Annotated in this window: 14 protein-coding genes and 1 pseudogene; 2 read left to right on the plus strand and 13 right to left on the minus strand. The window is 39.8% G+C overall.

Annotated elements, in window-relative coordinates; all coding sequences use genetic code 11:
• Positions 1-113: 113 nt before the first annotated feature.
• Positions 114-1,730, minus strand: a complete 1,617-nt coding sequence (gene rny / locus B4H39_RS06090; RefSeq protein ID WP_251423171.1) for a ribonuclease Y — start codon at positions 1,728-1,730, stop codon at positions 114-116.
• A 244-nt stretch (positions 1,731-1,974) separates the two neighbouring features.
• Positions 1,975-3,168, minus strand: coding sequence for a methionine adenosyltransferase (metK, locus tag B4H39_RS06095; protein ID WP_251423173.1), 1,194 nt, complete (start codon positions 3,166-3,168; stop codon positions 1,975-1,977).
• A gap of 146 nt (positions 3,169-3,314) precedes the next feature.
• On the opposite strand from metK, the gene B4H39_RS06100 reads away from it, so the two are divergent.
• Entirely contained in the window at positions 3,315-4,064 is a 750-nt protein-coding gene (locus B4H39_RS06100; protein WP_251423176.1) for a biotin--[acetyl-CoA-carboxylase] ligase, read from the plus strand.
• Between the two features lie 61 nt (positions 4,065-4,125).
• Here B4H39_RS06100 and B4H39_RS06105 read toward each other — a convergent pair whose 3' ends face one another.
• The 4 genes from B4H39_RS06105 to B4H39_RS06120 all read right to left on the minus strand — a co-directional run bounded on the left by B4H39_RS06105 (position 4,126) and on the right by B4H39_RS06120 (position 7,484).
• A complete protein-coding gene (locus B4H39_RS06105; RefSeq protein ID WP_251423179.1) occupies positions 4,126-4,476 on the minus strand; it encodes a PspC domain-containing protein in 351 nt (116 codons plus the stop codon).
• A 31-nt stretch (positions 4,477-4,507) separates the two neighbouring features.
• Complete coding sequence (locus B4H39_RS06110) at positions 4,508-4,711, minus strand: PspC domain-containing protein (RefSeq protein WP_202231441.1); 204 nt, start codon at positions 4,709-4,711, stop codon at positions 4,508-4,510.
• A gap of 36 nt (positions 4,712-4,747) precedes the next feature.
• Entirely contained in the window at positions 4,748-5,836 is a 1,089-nt protein-coding gene (locus B4H39_RS06115) for a DUF4097 family beta strand repeat-containing protein (protein ID WP_251423182.1), read from the minus strand.
• 148 nt (positions 5,837-5,984) lie between these two features.
• The gene (locus B4H39_RS06120) at positions 5,985-7,484 is read right to left on the minus strand and encodes a glucosaminidase domain-containing protein (RefSeq protein WP_251423184.1); all 1,500 of its coding nucleotides are present in this window, start codon (positions 7,482-7,484) and stop codon (positions 5,985-5,987) included.
• A gap of 195 nt (positions 7,485-7,679) precedes the next feature.
• Here B4H39_RS06120 and B4H39_RS06125 point away from each other — a divergent pair, with 195 nt between their 5' ends.
• Positions 7,680-8,384 (plus strand): alpha/beta fold hydrolase, encoded by a 705-nt coding sequence (locus tag B4H39_RS06125; RefSeq protein ID WP_251423186.1) that lies wholly within the window; start codon positions 7,680-7,682, stop codon positions 8,382-8,384.
• Between the two features lie 172 nt (positions 8,385-8,556).
• On the opposite strand, the gene B4H39_RS06130 is transcribed toward B4H39_RS06125, so the two are convergent.
• The 7 genes and pseudogenes from B4H39_RS06130 to B4H39_RS06160 form a co-directional block, all read right to left on the minus strand.
• The gene (locus B4H39_RS06130; protein ID WP_202231437.1) at positions 8,557-9,990 is read right to left on the minus strand and encodes a glycoside hydrolase family 1 protein; all 1,434 of its coding nucleotides are present in this window, start codon (positions 9,988-9,990) and stop codon (positions 8,557-8,559) included.
• Positions 9,991-10,119: 129 nt separating this feature from the next.
• Entirely contained in the window at positions 10,120-12,015 is a 1,896-nt protein-coding gene (locus B4H39_RS06135) for a beta-glucoside-specific PTS transporter subunit IIABC (RefSeq protein WP_251423189.1), read from the minus strand.
• A gap of 36 nt (positions 12,016-12,051) precedes the next feature.
• Positions 12,052-12,777 (minus strand): glucosamine-6-phosphate deaminase, encoded by a 726-nt coding sequence (locus B4H39_RS06140; protein WP_251423192.1) that lies wholly within the window; start codon positions 12,775-12,777, stop codon positions 12,052-12,054.
• Positions 12,774-13,640 (minus strand): PRD domain-containing protein, encoded by an 867-nt coding sequence (locus B4H39_RS06145; RefSeq protein ID WP_251423195.1) that lies wholly within the window; start codon positions 13,638-13,640, stop codon positions 12,774-12,776. The genes B4H39_RS06140 and B4H39_RS06145 overlap by 4 nt, the downstream gene beginning before the upstream one ends.
• Positions 13,641-13,953: 313 nt before the next feature.
• Entirely contained in the window at positions 13,954-14,484 is a 531-nt protein-coding gene (locus B4H39_RS06150) for a YcjF family protein (RefSeq protein WP_251423198.1), read from the minus strand.
• A gap of 274 nt (positions 14,485-14,758) precedes the next feature.
• The gene (locus B4H39_RS06155) at positions 14,759-15,655 is read right to left on the minus strand and encodes a class II fructose-bisphosphate aldolase (protein WP_251423200.1); all 897 of its coding nucleotides are present in this window, start codon (positions 15,653-15,655) and stop codon (positions 14,759-14,761) included.
• A gap of 282 nt (positions 15,656-15,937) precedes the next feature.
• A pseudogene (locus B4H39_RS06160) lies at positions 15,938-16,471 on the minus strand (hypothetical protein); the annotation flags it as partial.

The following is a 16,471-nucleotide window of genomic DNA, read 5'->3' on the forward strand; positions in this document are numbered from 1 at the left end:
GATGAGAAAAGGGTGGGTGGTTTGTCTGGGGGCTTGACTTTTAGGCATGCGAAAAGAAGCCCCGGTTGGAGCTTCTTGACTTTGTGATAGCGTGTGTTTTATGTTTTGTTTTCCTACTTTGCATAATCAATCGCACGTGTTTCGCGAATGACTGTGACTTTGATATTACCCGGATAGTCCATTTCGTCTTCTATGCGATTTTTTACATCCCGTGCTAGAATGACAATTTGGTCATCTGTAAGTTTTTCTGGTTTAACCATGACACGAACTTCACGTCCTGCCTGTAAAGCGAAGGCACTTTCAACGCCTTCAAAGCTAGTTGAGATGTTTTCCAAGTCACGCAGACGTTTGATATAGTTTTCAATCGACTCTCGGCGTGCTCCGGGACGTGCTGCGCTTAGTGCATCAGCTGCAGCAACCAAAGTAGCAATGTTACTGTTAGGCTCTGTATCACCATGGTGACTCGCAATTGCGTTGATAACAATCGGGTTTTCCTTGTACTTACGTGCAAGTTCTGTCCCAATCTCAACGTGACTTCCTTCAACTTCATGATCCAGTGCTTTACCGATATCATGTAAGAAGCCAGCACGTTTAGCAAGGCTCACATTTTCCCCCATCTCACCAGCAAGATTTCCTGCAACATGAGCAACTTCAATCGAATGGTCAAGAACATTTTGACCATAAGAAGTTCGGAAATGTAATCGCCCCATAATCTTCATCAAATCTGGATGCAGGTTATGCGCACCAACTTCAAAGGCCGCTTGCTCACCATACTCACGTATCTTATGGTCTAGAGCCTTGCGGTTTTTCTCAACCAGTTCCTCGATACGTGCAGGATGAATACGACCATCTTGGACCAGTTGTTCCAATGTCATGCGAGCAATTTCTCGTCGAATCGGGTCAAAGCCGGACAAGACAACTGCTTCAGGCGTATCGTCAATAATAACATCAATACCCGTTAAAGCTTCAAAGGTCCGAATATTTCGACCTTCACGCCCGATAATTCGACCTTTCATCCCATCATCAGGTAAGGTTACTACTGACACGGTCTGTTCGGCTACCGAATCGCTAGAAACACGCTGGATAGCAAGTGAAACAATATTCTTCGCACGTTTATCCGCTTCAGCATGCGCTTTTTCCTCGCTCACACGAATAAGCTGTGCCATCTCCTTAGTTAGACCATCACGTGTCTCGCTAAGAATGAGTTCTCTTGCCTCATCCTTAGTCAAAGCAGCGATACGTTCTAATTCTTTTTCTTTCTTTTCTTCAATTTCTAAAAGCTCTTGCTCACGCTTATTGAGTGTATCAGTTTTTTTAGAGAGCGCTTCCTCTTTAGAGTCTAAGCTACGTTCTTTATTCGTAAGTTTGTCATCCTTACGATCTAGAACTTCTTCACGTTGTTTTAGGCGTTGTTCTGTTTCTCTTAACTCCTTACGTTCTTGCTTAAATTCATCTTCGATTTCACGGCGCTGTTTTTGCTCTTCTTCACGAAGATTAAAACGTGCTTCTTTCTTGAAAGCTTCTGCTTCATCCCTGAGGATTTCCGCTTCTTTTCTCACAAGAGCAGCATCACGCTGTGCAGTTGCCGTTATCTCATTAGCCTTGCTTTCTGCTTGCATAAAAAGACTTTCAGCATCCTGCTTGTTTTTCTTAATATTTTGAGCGTAAAAAATAAAGGCAATAACCAATACAATCAATAAGACAAGCAGAACGAGTGATATGACGTTCATCTGTCTCCTTTTATTCATACCTGCTCTATCGCGGTGCGATGGAACAGATAGCTTGATTATAATTCACATGTGCTTCCATAGAAACACTCCTTACATTTTATCATTTTTTGGGATATGTTTCAATTAAGTATTTTACCGCTTTCAAATTTTTAACAGTTTGATTTTAAAAATATTATGTCAATGTCAGTAAAAACAGTGCTTTTTGCGGAAAATAAAAAACCGTGTTCACACACAGTTCTGCTCATTAGAGTAACTCTTTAAGGGCATCCACCTTATCCAAGCGCTCCCATGGAAGATTGACATCGGTACGTCCAAAATGCCCATAAGCTGCAGTTTGCCCATAAATCGGGCGAAGCAAGTCAAGCATCTTTATGATTCCTGCTGGACGTAAATCAAAGTTTTCACGAATAGCTGCCAATAAAGTATCATCTGAAACCTTCCCTGTACCAAATGTATCAATATTAACAGAGGTTGGTGTGGCGACACCAATCGCATAGGACAGTTGTACCTGTGCCTTATCTGCTAAACCAGCAGCCACAATATTTTTAGCTACATAACGTGCTGCATAGGAAGCTGAACGGTCAACCTTTGTTGCATCCTTACCTGAGAAAGCACCACCACCATGTGGAGCATAGCCACCATAAGTGTCCACAATAATTTTACGCCCTGTTAAGCCCGAATCTCCTTGTGGGCCCCCGATAACAAAGCGACCTGTAGGATTGATAAAGTATTTTGTATCTTCATCAAGAAGGTTTGCCGGGATAACTTCCTTAATTACTCTTTCAAGTACATCCTGATGAATCACTTCATTTGTCGCATCAGCTGCATGCTGGGTTGAGATAACGACTGTATCGACACGCTTTACTTGCCCTGTTTCATCGTATTCCACTGTAACTTGTGATTTAGCATCTGGACGCAGGTAAGTAAGCTCTCCAGATTTACGTAAATCTGCCAATTTTTTCACTAATTTGTGACTGAGTGAAATCGCCAGTGGCATATATTCTTCCGTTTCATTGGTAGCATAGCCAAACATCATCCCTTGATCACCCGCACCGATAAGGTCAAGTGGGTCAATGTTTTCTCCCTTTTTCCCTCGAACTTCTTCTGCTTCATTTACCCCTTGGGCAATATCAGGTGACTGCTCTACAAGTGAAACATGGACACCTACTGACTTGTAGTCAAAGCCATTTTCACTGTCTGTATAGCCTATATTTTTAATGGTTTCACGAACCACTCCAGCAATATCAACATAAGCTGAGGTTGATATTTCGCCAAATACATTAACTGTGCCCGTATAAACTACTGTTTCGCAGGCCACATGTGCATCTGGATCTTGTGCCACAATAGCATCAAGAATAGCATCCGAAATTTGGTCAGCCACCTTATCTGGATGCCCCTCTGAAACTGACTCTGATGTGAATAAACGTTTTTCTGACATTTTTTATTTCCCCTACTTCTTAAGTATTTTTCGGTTACAGGCTTAAATGGTAGTGATTACTCACCTGGAGATTACTCTCCCGCCATCGGAAATTGTAACTTCCTTATTTTAGCACAAATTGGAATTTTTTGATATACTTTGCCTAAATGAAAAATCCTTTAGATAAAAAAATTATTTTAGCAGCCAATCCTTGGCTGAAAGATGTTAAAATTCTCGAGCAATCTGTTTCAACCCAGATTGATGCCAAAAGTGATGGACAGGCTAATACTTTATATATGTCTGAAAAGCAGACAGGAATTTATGGTCGCTTTGGTCGGGAGTATTTTGCTAGTCCAGAAGGTGGCATTTATATGACCCTCCTCTTGAAACCCATGGACTCGCTAGAAAGTTTGCCTAATTATACTTTACTCGCAGCGGCCGCCGTTGTCTCAGCCATCGAAAACCTAACAAGCAAAAAACCAGAAATCAAATGGGTAAATGACCTCTACTTGAATGGGAAAAAAATTGTCGGTATTTTAGCCGAAGCTCAGGTTCAAGCAGATAGAAGCCTACAGGTTGCCTTAGGTATCGGGATTAATTTTTATATTCAAAAATTCCCAGAAGAGCTCACGCATAAGGCTGGTTCATTATTTACAGAAAAGCCTTCTATCACACGCTCTGAACTGGTCGCTGAAATATGGTCCGAATTTTACAGACTGTCTAACCGTGACTTTTTCAGCTTTTACAAATCTCGTTCTCTCGTCTTAGGAAAAAAAGTAGAGTTTGAAGAAAATAAAACGCTCTACAGAGGGAAAGCAATGGATTTAACACCTGATGGGAAGCTCATCGTCCAGCTAGAAGATGGGCAACATAAACTCCTATCAAGTGGAGAAATCTCACTCAAAAAATGGACGTGATGGACGTCCATTTTTTTATTTATATTATTAGGAGTTTATGATATTCGGAATTGTTATTTTTTTAAAAGTCTGACCAATCGTCTTTTTTATCATCTTCGACGGGCTCTGCTTCTTTCATCTTACGACCAGAGGAAGACTTACTTTGCCAGCGTTCCGTGTAGCTGGACCAATTTTCTTCTCGGCCTTGTCGATAATCTTGACCTCTTGTATTACTCCCAGCACTTGGGATAATCCAGCTGGCTACAAAGTAGACAAGAATAAAAGTTCCCCAGCTTCCAAAAGCTAAGAGTACATATAAGATACGTACAAAGGTAATGATATCAGGGCTCCAGCCAAAGTACTCGCAAATACCTGCAATTGTACCTGTTAGCATGCGGTTACTTGATGATTTTGTTAATTGTTTTTGAGACACGTTTTCTCCTTTCTAGAAACTGTTTTTCAAATTACTGATAAGAGCTGGGAATAATCCAGCTTGCTATGATGTAGACAAAGACGAGCGTTCCCAAACTTCCTAGAGCGAAGAGCACATATAAAATGCGCATCAGGGTAATTTTATCACGATCGAGACCAAAATACTCACCTAAACCAGCGATAGTACCCGTCAGCATACGATTGTCTAATGACTTTGTTAATTTTTTCTGAGTCATGTTCTCTCCTTTCTAAAAAATTGAGATGAAGCTTACTCAGTCTGCATCTTTAAGCCAAATTGTTCCTGACTTTGTCTCAAGTTCAAAGGTTAATGTTTCTGCTCCAGTGCGCACAACCGCAGCGCCATTACGGCTTGCTTCAAACGGGTTGTCCAAGTTTAGACGTGTTTTATAGCCACCAAAAACAGTGCGGACATGGCCAACAAGTCCAAGGTACTCAGGAACGGAAAGTTTAACATCTCCATTTACATTTTTCACTATGAGTTTGCGGGCTTTATCTTGAGTCTGAGTCAACAAGATATTACCATTTACCAAGTTCACATTTCCATCTTCAAAGGCAGAAGTCACTCTAATATTACCATTTGCTGAATTTAATTTGAGAACATCTGTTGAACCATCCAGAACCTTGATTTCACCGTTTTTAAGTGTAACATCAACCTCTTTATTCAGTGTTTCTGAAAGTTCAACATCTCCATTTACTTGGTCAATTTTTACTTTAGCCGCAGCTACCTTTTCGACTTTAATGTCGCCATGTACAAACTTGAAATCAAAAGTTTCATATGTTTTTTCTGGTAAATAAAGTTCTAAATTAAGAGCAATACGTAAACTGTCTGATGCAGTAATCTCTAAAACTCCATCCACTACCTCTAGCTGAGTTTTTTCTGCTAAATATTCATCAATTTTTTCTGGGGCAACTGCTCCATAAATTTTATACTCTGCTTTCACATGAGCATTTTCCCCTGGATAAACAGCAATCTTACCTGTCTTAATAGCTAAGTTGATTGAGTCAAAATCACCTTCAATGTCTTTTTCCACAGTCTTAACTATAGATTTTACTTTTGGAAAACCTTTAGAAAAGTCAATGTTATCATCAATTGCTTTTGAAGCATCCTTGAAGACGACCTTTCCTTTGGACACGATTTGATCCATAATCCCTTTGAAAGAATCCATAAAGTCAACTTCATGGTTAACAAATCCATCTTTATCGGTGTATTTAAATTTTTCTTTACTTTCTGCTGCCCCTTCTTCAGTCACGGGGCTGGATTTATCAAGTAATTCTAAAGCCTCATCCTCCGAGATAATTCCTCGGCGCATCAAGTCCATAATTCTATCTTTTTTATTCATTTTTTGTTCCTCCTGTTATAGAACTGAGGCATGTCAACCTCTATACTAAGATTATCTCATATTTCGTTGTAGATACTCTCAGCCTTTGGACTGATTTTTTATTTCTACTTTTCCAATAAGAAAAACTGATTCTCTCGAATCAGTTGTTTTATTTTTGAGGTTGGATATATGTGGATAGACTAGCATCGCTAGCTGATATGGTACGATAGCTTACCACATTCAAGCCTTCAACGTTCATTTCTGAAACAAGGATTGAGCCATCTTTGTTTACTTTTTCTACAAAGGCAACATGGCCATATTCCGCAGAAGCACCTGCTACTCCTGGTGGGAAACTCACTGCATAACCAACCTGCGGGATAGTTGTTGTATAGTAGCCTTGAGCTACAGCATTTGCTCCCCAATCGCCACCATTGCCCATATACTGCCCAATTTTACCTCCCAGTTGGAAGATACGGTTGTATACATATTGTGTACAATTTCCCCAAGCGTAACTCGCCGCGCCTGAATACTGAACACCATTATATTCTGGGAATTCCAGACCACTTGGCATAGCTTCAAGTAAAGGGCTCGCAGGAGCTTCAAGATTTCTTAAGTCTTCCGATAAATTCTCGATGTCATCGTATTGTGTCAAATTATATTCTTTAATAATTTGAATCAGTTTCGCTGCATATTCCGGATCAGTTGCGAAAATTCCTTGCAAAGAGCGGGCTGCGTCTTCTACATTATCACTGTTTGTTTTCCAGCTCCCAGCATAAATTTTACTGTTCCATGTTGTCCCATGTAGCATCAAATTAATATAATCTACAAGTGATTGATCATAAGTACTATAAGCACGATAGGTCCCTGAAGATATGGTTACCGACTGCCCGTTAAAAGCACCGATAATGTTGAACAAGTTATGATAGATTGAAGCAACATTACTACGTCCATAGCCAGACTCTAAAATAGCTTGAGCAATGATGAGTGAAGCATAAAGGTTATTTTGCCCTGCAAGCTGTGAAATACGTGGCGCAATACTCTTAATAAAATCTTCGGCTGTTTTGTTATTTATCTTAGTCAAAGGTGGTACAGCAATATTCGTTTTATTAAACTTTATATCGCCATCTGTATTTGCCTGCTTATAAGTCGTTACTGCATCTTGAGCTGTGTAAGCAGGAGCATAGTATACAGGTGCTGATGGAGCGGGCGCTGGTGTGCTCGGAACAGGCTTAGGTTTTTCAGGCTTTGGTGTAGAAGGTTTTGGCTTCTCTGGTTTCGGTTTTTCAGGCTTTGGCTTCTCCGGTTTTTCTGGATCCACTGGTTTCTCAGGGTCTACTGGCTTTTCCGGATCTACTGGTTTCTCCGGATCCACTGGTTCTGTTGGATCTACTGGAGTTTCTGGGTCCACTGGTGTTTCTGGATCTACTGTTTCTCCAGAACCATTGCCGTGATTCAAATCACCACTGTCTGCTTCTCCAAGCACCAAATCGTCAGAAGGTTTAATTTCAAACTCTAAATTAGAATTTACATCTGTAGTAGACACTAAACTATCTGCATGAGCGCTTGCACCAAAAGCTGTAATCCCTAAAACTGCTGCTGCGCTTAGAGTCACTTTTGATAAGGCTTTACGCTCCTTTACCTTCATATGTTTGTATTTTGTTCTAGCCATTGTTAATTTTCTCTCCTCAAAAAATAGAAAACCTATTTTTATCATCTTTTTTTAATAAATAAATTCTCCACTTTATTCTAACAAAAAATACTTCTTTGCTCAACCGATATGAGAAATCATTTTACTTTTATTTCATTATCATTACAAAGTCCTTTTTTAAATTTAATCTGCTATACTAACATCAAGGATAAAATCATGGAAAAATATGTGACTACAAGTGATGGTGTGAAAATTTACTATAAAATTGAGGGAGAGGGGCCTGTCCTTCTTCTTCTGCATGGTAATTCGCAAAGCAGCAGTATCTTTAAACGGCTCATTAAAAGGTTAAAAACGCATTATAGATGTATTTCTATTGATACACGTGGGCACGGTAAGAGTATTTTTAATGGCAAGAAACTCAGTTTTGACCGACTAATGCAAGATGCTTTAGAGGTTATGGAAGCCGAAAGTCTTCAACAGGTCAATCTCCTCGGCTTTAGTGATGGTGCAAATATTGCAATGCTGCTGGCCAGCTGTTATCCTCAACGTATCCATAAGTTGATTCTCAACTCAGGGAATACCACTTATTCAGGACTTTACCTCCCTGTGCGTCTCACAATAAAAGTACTTCCTGTTTTTTCACAGCTTATCTACAAAAATTCACCAGCCTTCAACCTTCTTTTAGATGATGCTCTCCCCAATATCCACAAACTCCAGAATATCACAGCTCCTACTCTTGTCTTGAATAGTCAATTTGATGTGGTCAAAACCGCACATGCACGAGAGATTGCGAAAAATATTCCCCACAGCCAGCTTCTTATCATTCCTTGGGGAAGTCATCTGACTTTTTATTTTCGCCCCAATAATTTCAGCAAACTTGTCTGTGATTTTTTAGAGGGAGCAGTCAATCCAGTAGATTAGTTATTTTCCGCTTTTGCAGGAGTTTATGAATAATTCCTTTTCAGAGGTAGTGGGATAAAAATTACACTCTAGGAGCAACCTTAATCTCTTAAAATGAAAAAACACTCAAGATGAGCATTCGATGCTTTCTCGAGTGTTTTTGCTTTATTTTGGACTTTTATCCTAGCTTCACTTAAAGCTTTTGACCATTTGAAGCGATAACTTCTTTATACCAGTCAAATGATTTTTTCTTAGAACGCTTGAGTGTTCCTTTGCCGTCATTATCCATATCAACGTAGATAAAGCCATAGCGTTTACGCATCTCTCCTGTACCTGCTGATATGAGGTCAATGCAGCCCCATGAAGTGTAACCTATAAGGTCAACTCCTTTTTCAATGGCACGGTTCATCGCTTCAAAATGAGCTTTAAAGTAAGCGATACGATAGTCGTCATTAATCGAACCATCAGCTGCCACTTCATCTTCCATTCCTAAACCATTTTCAACAATGAAGAGAGGAATCTCATAGCGATCATAAAGGTCAATCAGGGTATACTCCAATCCGATCGGATCAATTTGCCAGCCGTACTCACTTGACTCAAGATAAGGATTGGCTGCTCCTCCAACGAGGTTGCCCATCGAAGCTGGTGCCCCATGTTGTTGGGTTACACATATTGTCATGTAGTAACTGAAGGTATACATGTCAACTGTTCCTTTTGCCAAAATATCTAGGTCTTCCTCAGGTATATCAAGTTCTATGTTCTTATTTTTAAAATAGCCCTCAATCAAGGCAGGATACTTCCCGCGCACCTGAACATCCGAAACAAATTTGTTAACCAGCAAATCGTATTCTTTTGTCTGCAAGACATCTTCAGGACTTGAAGTCAAAGGATACATGGTGATATGGGCCATCATACAACCTATTTCAAAGTTTGGATTAATTTCTTTGGCTTTTATTATGGCCTTTGCGCTAGCCACCATGGCATGATGCAATGCTTGGAAGCGATTCTGTTCGTTTGAGGGAATCTCATCTAAAGGAAACGCTCCTTTAGGGTGCAAGCCTAAAACGGTCAATTCACCATGCGGCATTGTTCCAAAGTTTAATTCATTGAATGTAATCCAATATTTGACTTTGTTTTTGTAACGTTCAAAACAAGTGGTTGCGTAGTGGACAAAATGGTCAATGGTCTCACGGCTAAGAAAACCATTATATTTTTCCATAAGCCCTAAGGGTATTTCAAAGTGGCTCAAAGTGACTAGAGGTTCAATCCCGTATTTGAGACATTCATCAAACACTTTGTCATAGAAGGCTAAACCGGCTTCATTAGGCTCCAGTTCATCACCTTGGGGGAAAATTCTGGACCAGTTGATACTGAGACGAAATACTTTGAAGCCCATCTCTGCAAACATGGCGATATCTTCTTTGTAATGATGATAAAAATCAATCGCCTTGTGAGACGGATAATAGGTTTCTAAATCCAAAGTCGGTGTGAAAACGCGTGACTTTCCACGCCCACCTACTGTTTTCATATCGGCTACGTTCAACCCTTTACCGTCTAGATCAAAAGCACCTTCTAACTGATTGGCTGCTGTCGCACCGCCCCATAAAAAATTATCTTTAAATGTCATCTCTACTCCTTTTAACTGAATTCACCCTCCTATGAAGTGAGTGAAAATAGATAAAAATGCGAACCTGCTTAACAGCAGAACCAGCAATTTTCCTAATTTTCATCACTTCTAAGCAGTCGGTTTTATATCTTACTCAGCTATAACTGTTAACAGTACATCTTCCCTACCTACACGCTTGGTGTCTGTAGACAGTACATTTCCATAGCTCTTAGTATTGGTTACCACTATTGGCACCTGCACATTATAGCCTACATTTTTAATCGCATCTATGTCAAACTTAAGGAGCAAATCTCCCTTTTTAACCTCTTGTCCTTGGGAGACAAAGGCTTCAAAATGTTTGCCTTCTAATTCAACCGTGTTAATACCCACATGAATTAAAAGTTCTACGCCTTGATTAGACTTTAAACCAATGGCATGCTTTGATGGGAAAAGTGTTTCAATCACACCATCAAATGGTGCATAAACTTCACCTATAGAAGGATCAATCACTGCTCCTTTTCCGAGTGCTTCAGAAGAAAAGGCAGGATCTGCAGCCTCAACTAAAGGAATTACTTCTCCTTCCAAAGGCGCGGAAATTAAGCTGTCTTGAGTATTTACCACTTGCTTACCAAGAGCTGCTTGTTTGGCTTCTTCGTGACTCATGGCTTGTTCAACATTCCCGTCTTCGAAACCAACAAGCCAAGTGGCAACAAAGCTCACCACTACAGTAGCAGCTGCAATCAATGCAAAAGTAATTGCTGGAGTAATATCGCCTTCATAAGTAATGTAACCTGGGAAGCTAAAGACACCTAGTCCACCCATTTGATAAACCTGTTGTCCTAATACTAGACTAATTCCCCCTCCCAAGCTGGCAACGACACATGATACCCAGAATGGACGCTTTTTAGGTAGGGAAATACCATAAATAGCTGGTTCCGTTACACCAAACCATCCTGAAATAAAGGCTGGGATAGCTAACTCACGCAAGCGTTTATCTTTTGTTTTCAACATCACCGCACCAACAGCTCCCGTTTGTGCAAATGAAGCTGTACCCGCAGCAGCCAAAATTGCTGTAGGTTCACCTTGAGCTGTCGCCATAATTGCAAATGGAATCAACGCCCAATGTAGGCCAAACATAACCAAAATCTGCCAAGAAAAGCCAAGGAGTAAGCCAAAGAGCAAAGGACTGAAGCCTTGAAGTGCGATAAAGCCATCTCCCAGCAAGTCCGCCGCAATATTCATCACTGGTCCAACCACCAAGAAGCCGATTGGGATAACGATGAGAGCGGTGAAAAATGGCACCAAGAAGAGTTTTACCATATCAGGAATGATTTTCTTAAGCTGTCTTTCCAAAAAGGCAGCGAAAGCAGCAATAGCAATAATCGGCATAACAGATGAAGCATAGCCTGCTGTTGGAACAGAAAATGGAATTCCAAAGAAATTCAAGCCGCCTGCTTCTGCAAACTTAGCCGTAATACTGCCGTCTAAAAATCCAGGATAAACAATAGCAGTCGCAATCATCATCCCCAAGAAAGGTGAGCCTCTAAATTTTTTCATGGCGGTGTAGCCAATAAAAATTGGTAGGAACATGAACAAACCATCACCCATTGCATTCAAAACGGCATAAGTCGGTGAAGCTTGGAAGTTTGCCCCTAAAGCAAATGAGAAAATAGCTGCCAAACCTTTAATCATACCGGCACCAGCAAGCGCTGGCAATATCGGTTGAAAAATACCTGAAACCATCTCAACAAAGCGGTTAAAGAGACTGCCTGTTGGTGCTTCTTCTGTTTCTTCAAGCACACCAAGTACAGCATCTACATCGCTACGTACATCAGGGACATGATTCCCGATAACCACTTGATACTGCCCCCCTGCTTGAATAACCGTTACAATGCCGTCAGTTTCTTTTAATACATCTGTATTCGCTTTGCTCTCATCTTTCAGTTTAAAGCGCAAACGCGTGATACAATTCGTCAGTGAGGCTACATTTTCCTTGCCCCCAACTTGCTTCACAATTTCATTTGCAAGCTTTTCATACTTACCCATCATCTTCTCCTATTTGTTATATTTTTATAGCGTTTATTAAATAATATTGACATCATCTATCAAAGCTGCTGCTGCCTCATCCAAAATAAAGGTTACATTTGGGTGTGTACGCAAGATGCTCGCAGGAATGTCCTCGGTGATTGGACCAGAAATTACTTTTTGCATGATTTCGGCCTTACCTGCACCTGATGCAAAGACGACCAACTGTTTGCTCTTCAATACTGCACGTGGACCAAATGTAACAATCTTTTCTCCTGGAAGTTCCGGTGTCAAAGTCAAAAGTTGCTCATACAACTTATGCCCAGGTGCGATAGGAATTTCAAAAATTCCTTTATCAAAGCTGGTAAAGCCTGGCATGTTGGCACAAAAATGACCATCGGTACCCACACCCAGCACCATCAAATCAATGCCCCCATTCATCATCAATTCACGTTCATAATCTTGAATGCCATCCACTGGCAGTGGATGAATATTCGCTCTGTCAATGTCCGTATGATTATAAAATGCTTGGTTAAGATCCCCCATAGTAAAGTTAGACTCAGCTTTAGGCAGAGGAACCTCATCGAAATTGTAATAATGAATGTTTGATTGATCCATGCGCAAAGCTTTACGGCGTTCAATCAAAATTTTATACATCCCTAAAGGGGTTACTCCTGCAGTCAAAGATAAATTGACACGCTGTGGCAACATCATTTTTTCAAGTACCATAGCTGCAGCAATCTCACTCAATGACTCATAATCTTTGGTAACAACAATCTTCATAAAACTCCCTTTTCTCGTTTATTTACTTCACTCTTTTTCATAATACGGCTCAAATGAACCATCAGGTAAAATTGCTCATCTGGTGAAATTTCGTAATTGTATTGTTTTTTGATGAAATCCTTTACTTTCTCGACTGTTTCAAAACTTTCTGGATATTTGTTTTTCATCATCTCAAACATCTCGCTGTCATGACCATTATGCAAATCGCCTTCTAACTTTTTGTGCGTTAAAATTCGTTCTGTGAAAAACTTCAAGTGTGTTTTGAAACGTTGAAAATAAATGTCATCGTCATCAAAGCTGGTCTTCAAGCTGTACTTGATAACCGTTAAAATTTCTTCCATAAGTTTAAGCAAAACTTCTGCTGCAGAGTTTTCGTTAGACAGACTTGCACTCACAATATGTAAAACAATAAATCCTACTTCATCTTCAGTAAAATCAATGTGCATCTCCTCGGAAACTTTAGTCATCGCCTCTCGACAAATCTCAAATTCTTCCCTGAAGATATTTTTCACATCCCATAGCAAGAAATTTTTCATGGATACACCTTCTTTAGAACGAATCACAGCCCCGTTTAAATGGTCTGCAATAGCGACAAAAAGTGCATCTGAGATTTCCGTCTCAAGCTTTTCTTTCACCATCCTAACGATATAATCTGCTGCATAAAGGATTTCTTGAGGAATACTTTCTAACAGTTGGTCAGATCCTTTATTCTCTAAGGTGTAAAGCCTTTCAATCTGACTTTTTTCACACAGCTCACCAACTTTTCTACCAAAAGCAATTCCTTTCCCCATAGCAATTTTTTCTTGACCTTGGTCGTCTATAACTAAGACCGTATTATTGTTAAGTATTTTGTTAATTTTCATTTTTTTAGACCCAAAAATTTTTGACAGAAAAAAAGACGAAATCAAAAGAAGAACTTCCCTATGAAAAGCTTACTTTTGATTTCGCCTTATTTAATAGTCACGACTTAATTGATAAACTCAGTATATAATATTCAAACAAAACTGTCAAGCGATATGTATGCGCTTTCTGATTTTTTATTGATATTAGATGTCAAATTTGTTACTTTCACTCTCTAAAAAACAGGTTTTTAAAGACCTATTTTCTAACACAAAAATGTCTTCCATCGCTGGCAAACATTGCTTTAAACATTTTTTAGTTTTAACATGACTTATTTTATTTCGTGCGCTTCGTAATATTTTTTAGCATGACCATCACGAGACCTTCAAATTTTTCAGTGTCCTTTGTGATATCTATTCCTTTTTCTAGTGATACTGCCGCACTCCAACCTATAGCTTCTGTAATCGCAGCAGCAATCGAAGCATTGATGACATTTCCAACTCCTGGGATTAAACGAGACAGCGATCTCCCAATATACGGAATAAGGGTTACTCTTATAAAATTAACCACAAATTTATCATTAAATTTCTCACCATATATTTTATAAATCTTTCGCAACATTCTTAACTGAATAGGAACCAAGATTAAGGCATCTGCAATAGGCAGAGGCAAAGCACCTACCCCAGCAGCTGTAAGTGAAGCGCCGTGAATCGTTGTACGAACCTTTTGGAGCTTATCACGGCTTATTATTTTCTTGACACTGTCGGTTGTTTGAACATTTGAGAATTCTGAAAATTCTTCACTATTCCGCTTTTGAGTTAGTCCCAAGCCTTTCTTCTTTGTTGAAAATTTCGTTATTCCTACCATATTTTCTCCTTTAAAATAAAGTAAATTTAAGATAGATTTTTAAATTTGTCTTAATTTTGTTTGATTTCAAGTGTCTTCTCTTTTCTCGCACCTGCTGTGTTCTCTAAGATATCAATCAAGAAACTTTTTGCTCCTTCCTTAAGTTTAACATTTTCTTTAGATATTTTGAGTTCTATTGACTTTTTCTTTTTTGATGGATAAAAATGTACGTGACAAAAATAAAAACGCTTGTCATTGCTGACAAACGTTGAATTAATAATATTTACAAAGCTAATTAAGCCTTGTTTGCTGAACCGAAAACATCGATGCGTTCTTCTACTGCTGCAGTGATTGCATCAACACCTGGTTTCAAGAATTTACGTGGATCGAAGAGTTTTTTCTTCATGTATTCAGCTTCGTTAGCTTCAAATTCAGCGGCAAATTCACGAGTTGCTTTTGCAAATGCAAGTTGGCACTCTGTGTTTACGTTGATTTTAGCTACACCGTTAGCGATTGCTTCGCGGATTTGATCGTCAGGGATACCTGAACCACCGTGCAATACGATAGGAACATTTTTACCCATAGCTTCAACAAGGGCTTCGTTCAATTTAGTCAAGTGATCGATGTGGAGACCTTTCCAGTTTTCTGGGTAAGGGCCGTGGATGTTACCGATACCAGCTGCAAGGAAGTCAACGCCAAGTTTAGCCATTGCTACTGCATCTTCGATAGGAGCAAGTTCACCTTCACCGATGATACCATCTTCCTCACCACCGATAGAGCCAACTTCACACTCAACAGAGATGCCTTTAGCATGTGCTTTTGTGATAACTTCTTCAGCGAGTTTAAGGTTTTCTTCAATTGGAAGGTGTGAACCGTCAAACATCAATGAAGAGTAACCAACTTCGATACATTCCAAAGCATCTTCAAAGTGACCGTGGTCAAGGTGAATAGCTACTGGTACAGTGATACCCATTGACTCCACAAGTGTTTCAATGAGGAGCTTACAGAGTTTGTAGCCTCCCATATACTTTGCAGCACCCATTGAAGTTTGGATAAGTACTGGAGTCTTTTTAGCTTCTGCTGCACGCAAGATAGCTTGAGTCCATTCAAGATTGTTTGTGTTGAAACCACCAATCGCGTAACCATTGTCACGAGCGGCTTGTACGAATTTTTCTGCTGAAACGATTCCCATTTCAAATTCCTCCGAATATTTTCTATTACCGTCTTAGTATAGCATTTTGTGAACTGTTTTTCTAGTTATAAGTGATGAATGCGCTTGTATTCTGGATTTTTTAGAAAAAAACGGCTGATTTTTTGAGGGATTTGGACCTATACCATAAATAGAGAAAAATGAGACTGCAGCGATTTTCTATATTTCTCTTTGCATTGGGAAAAACAAAAAATCACTCAGCCTTGATACAGAGGAATAACTTGGCTAAGGGACTTTATTTTTGACTTAGAAAACTTATACTGTCTAATGAACAATCAGGGGAGGGCGAATACCACCACTAAGGCGAGAAAGTCCCACTTCTTCCGTCGCAAGTAATCTGCCATGTGTATTTATAAGCCATGCATAACCTGAAGCTCCAGGGGTGCGAATCCACCACCAAGCATTATCAGCTGCTAGACGCTCTAAACGTCCAGTAAAAGCGGTCCCAGGGCCTGATAGGCGTGCTACATCTGCTAAAGAAAGCGCAAAAGCACGGGGCGTACCTGTTGAAACAACTGTAGTCACATCTGCAGCAATTTCTGGGAAGTTATCTAGATTATTAGGCACCCAACGCGCAGGATCTGACCATGTAACATCTGCATCTGGCACTGCTCCTGTCACAAAGCTGTCTGACACAGGCTGTACCATGGCTTGAACTTCTGGGTCAAGAGTATCATACCACTGATTGAGACGAGTATTCTGATTATTCCAAGAAACATTTACAATCGCATGATTCCGAATAATCAAATGGTTCCCACCACCTTGATTCTCCAGATAACGGTACTGTTCCCCAGCCAT

This window comes from Lactococcus sp. UBA7128, from assembly GCF_002492185.1.
Taxonomy (GTDB): domain Bacteria; phylum Bacillota; class Bacilli; order Lactobacillales; family Streptococcaceae; genus Lactococcus; species Lactococcus muris.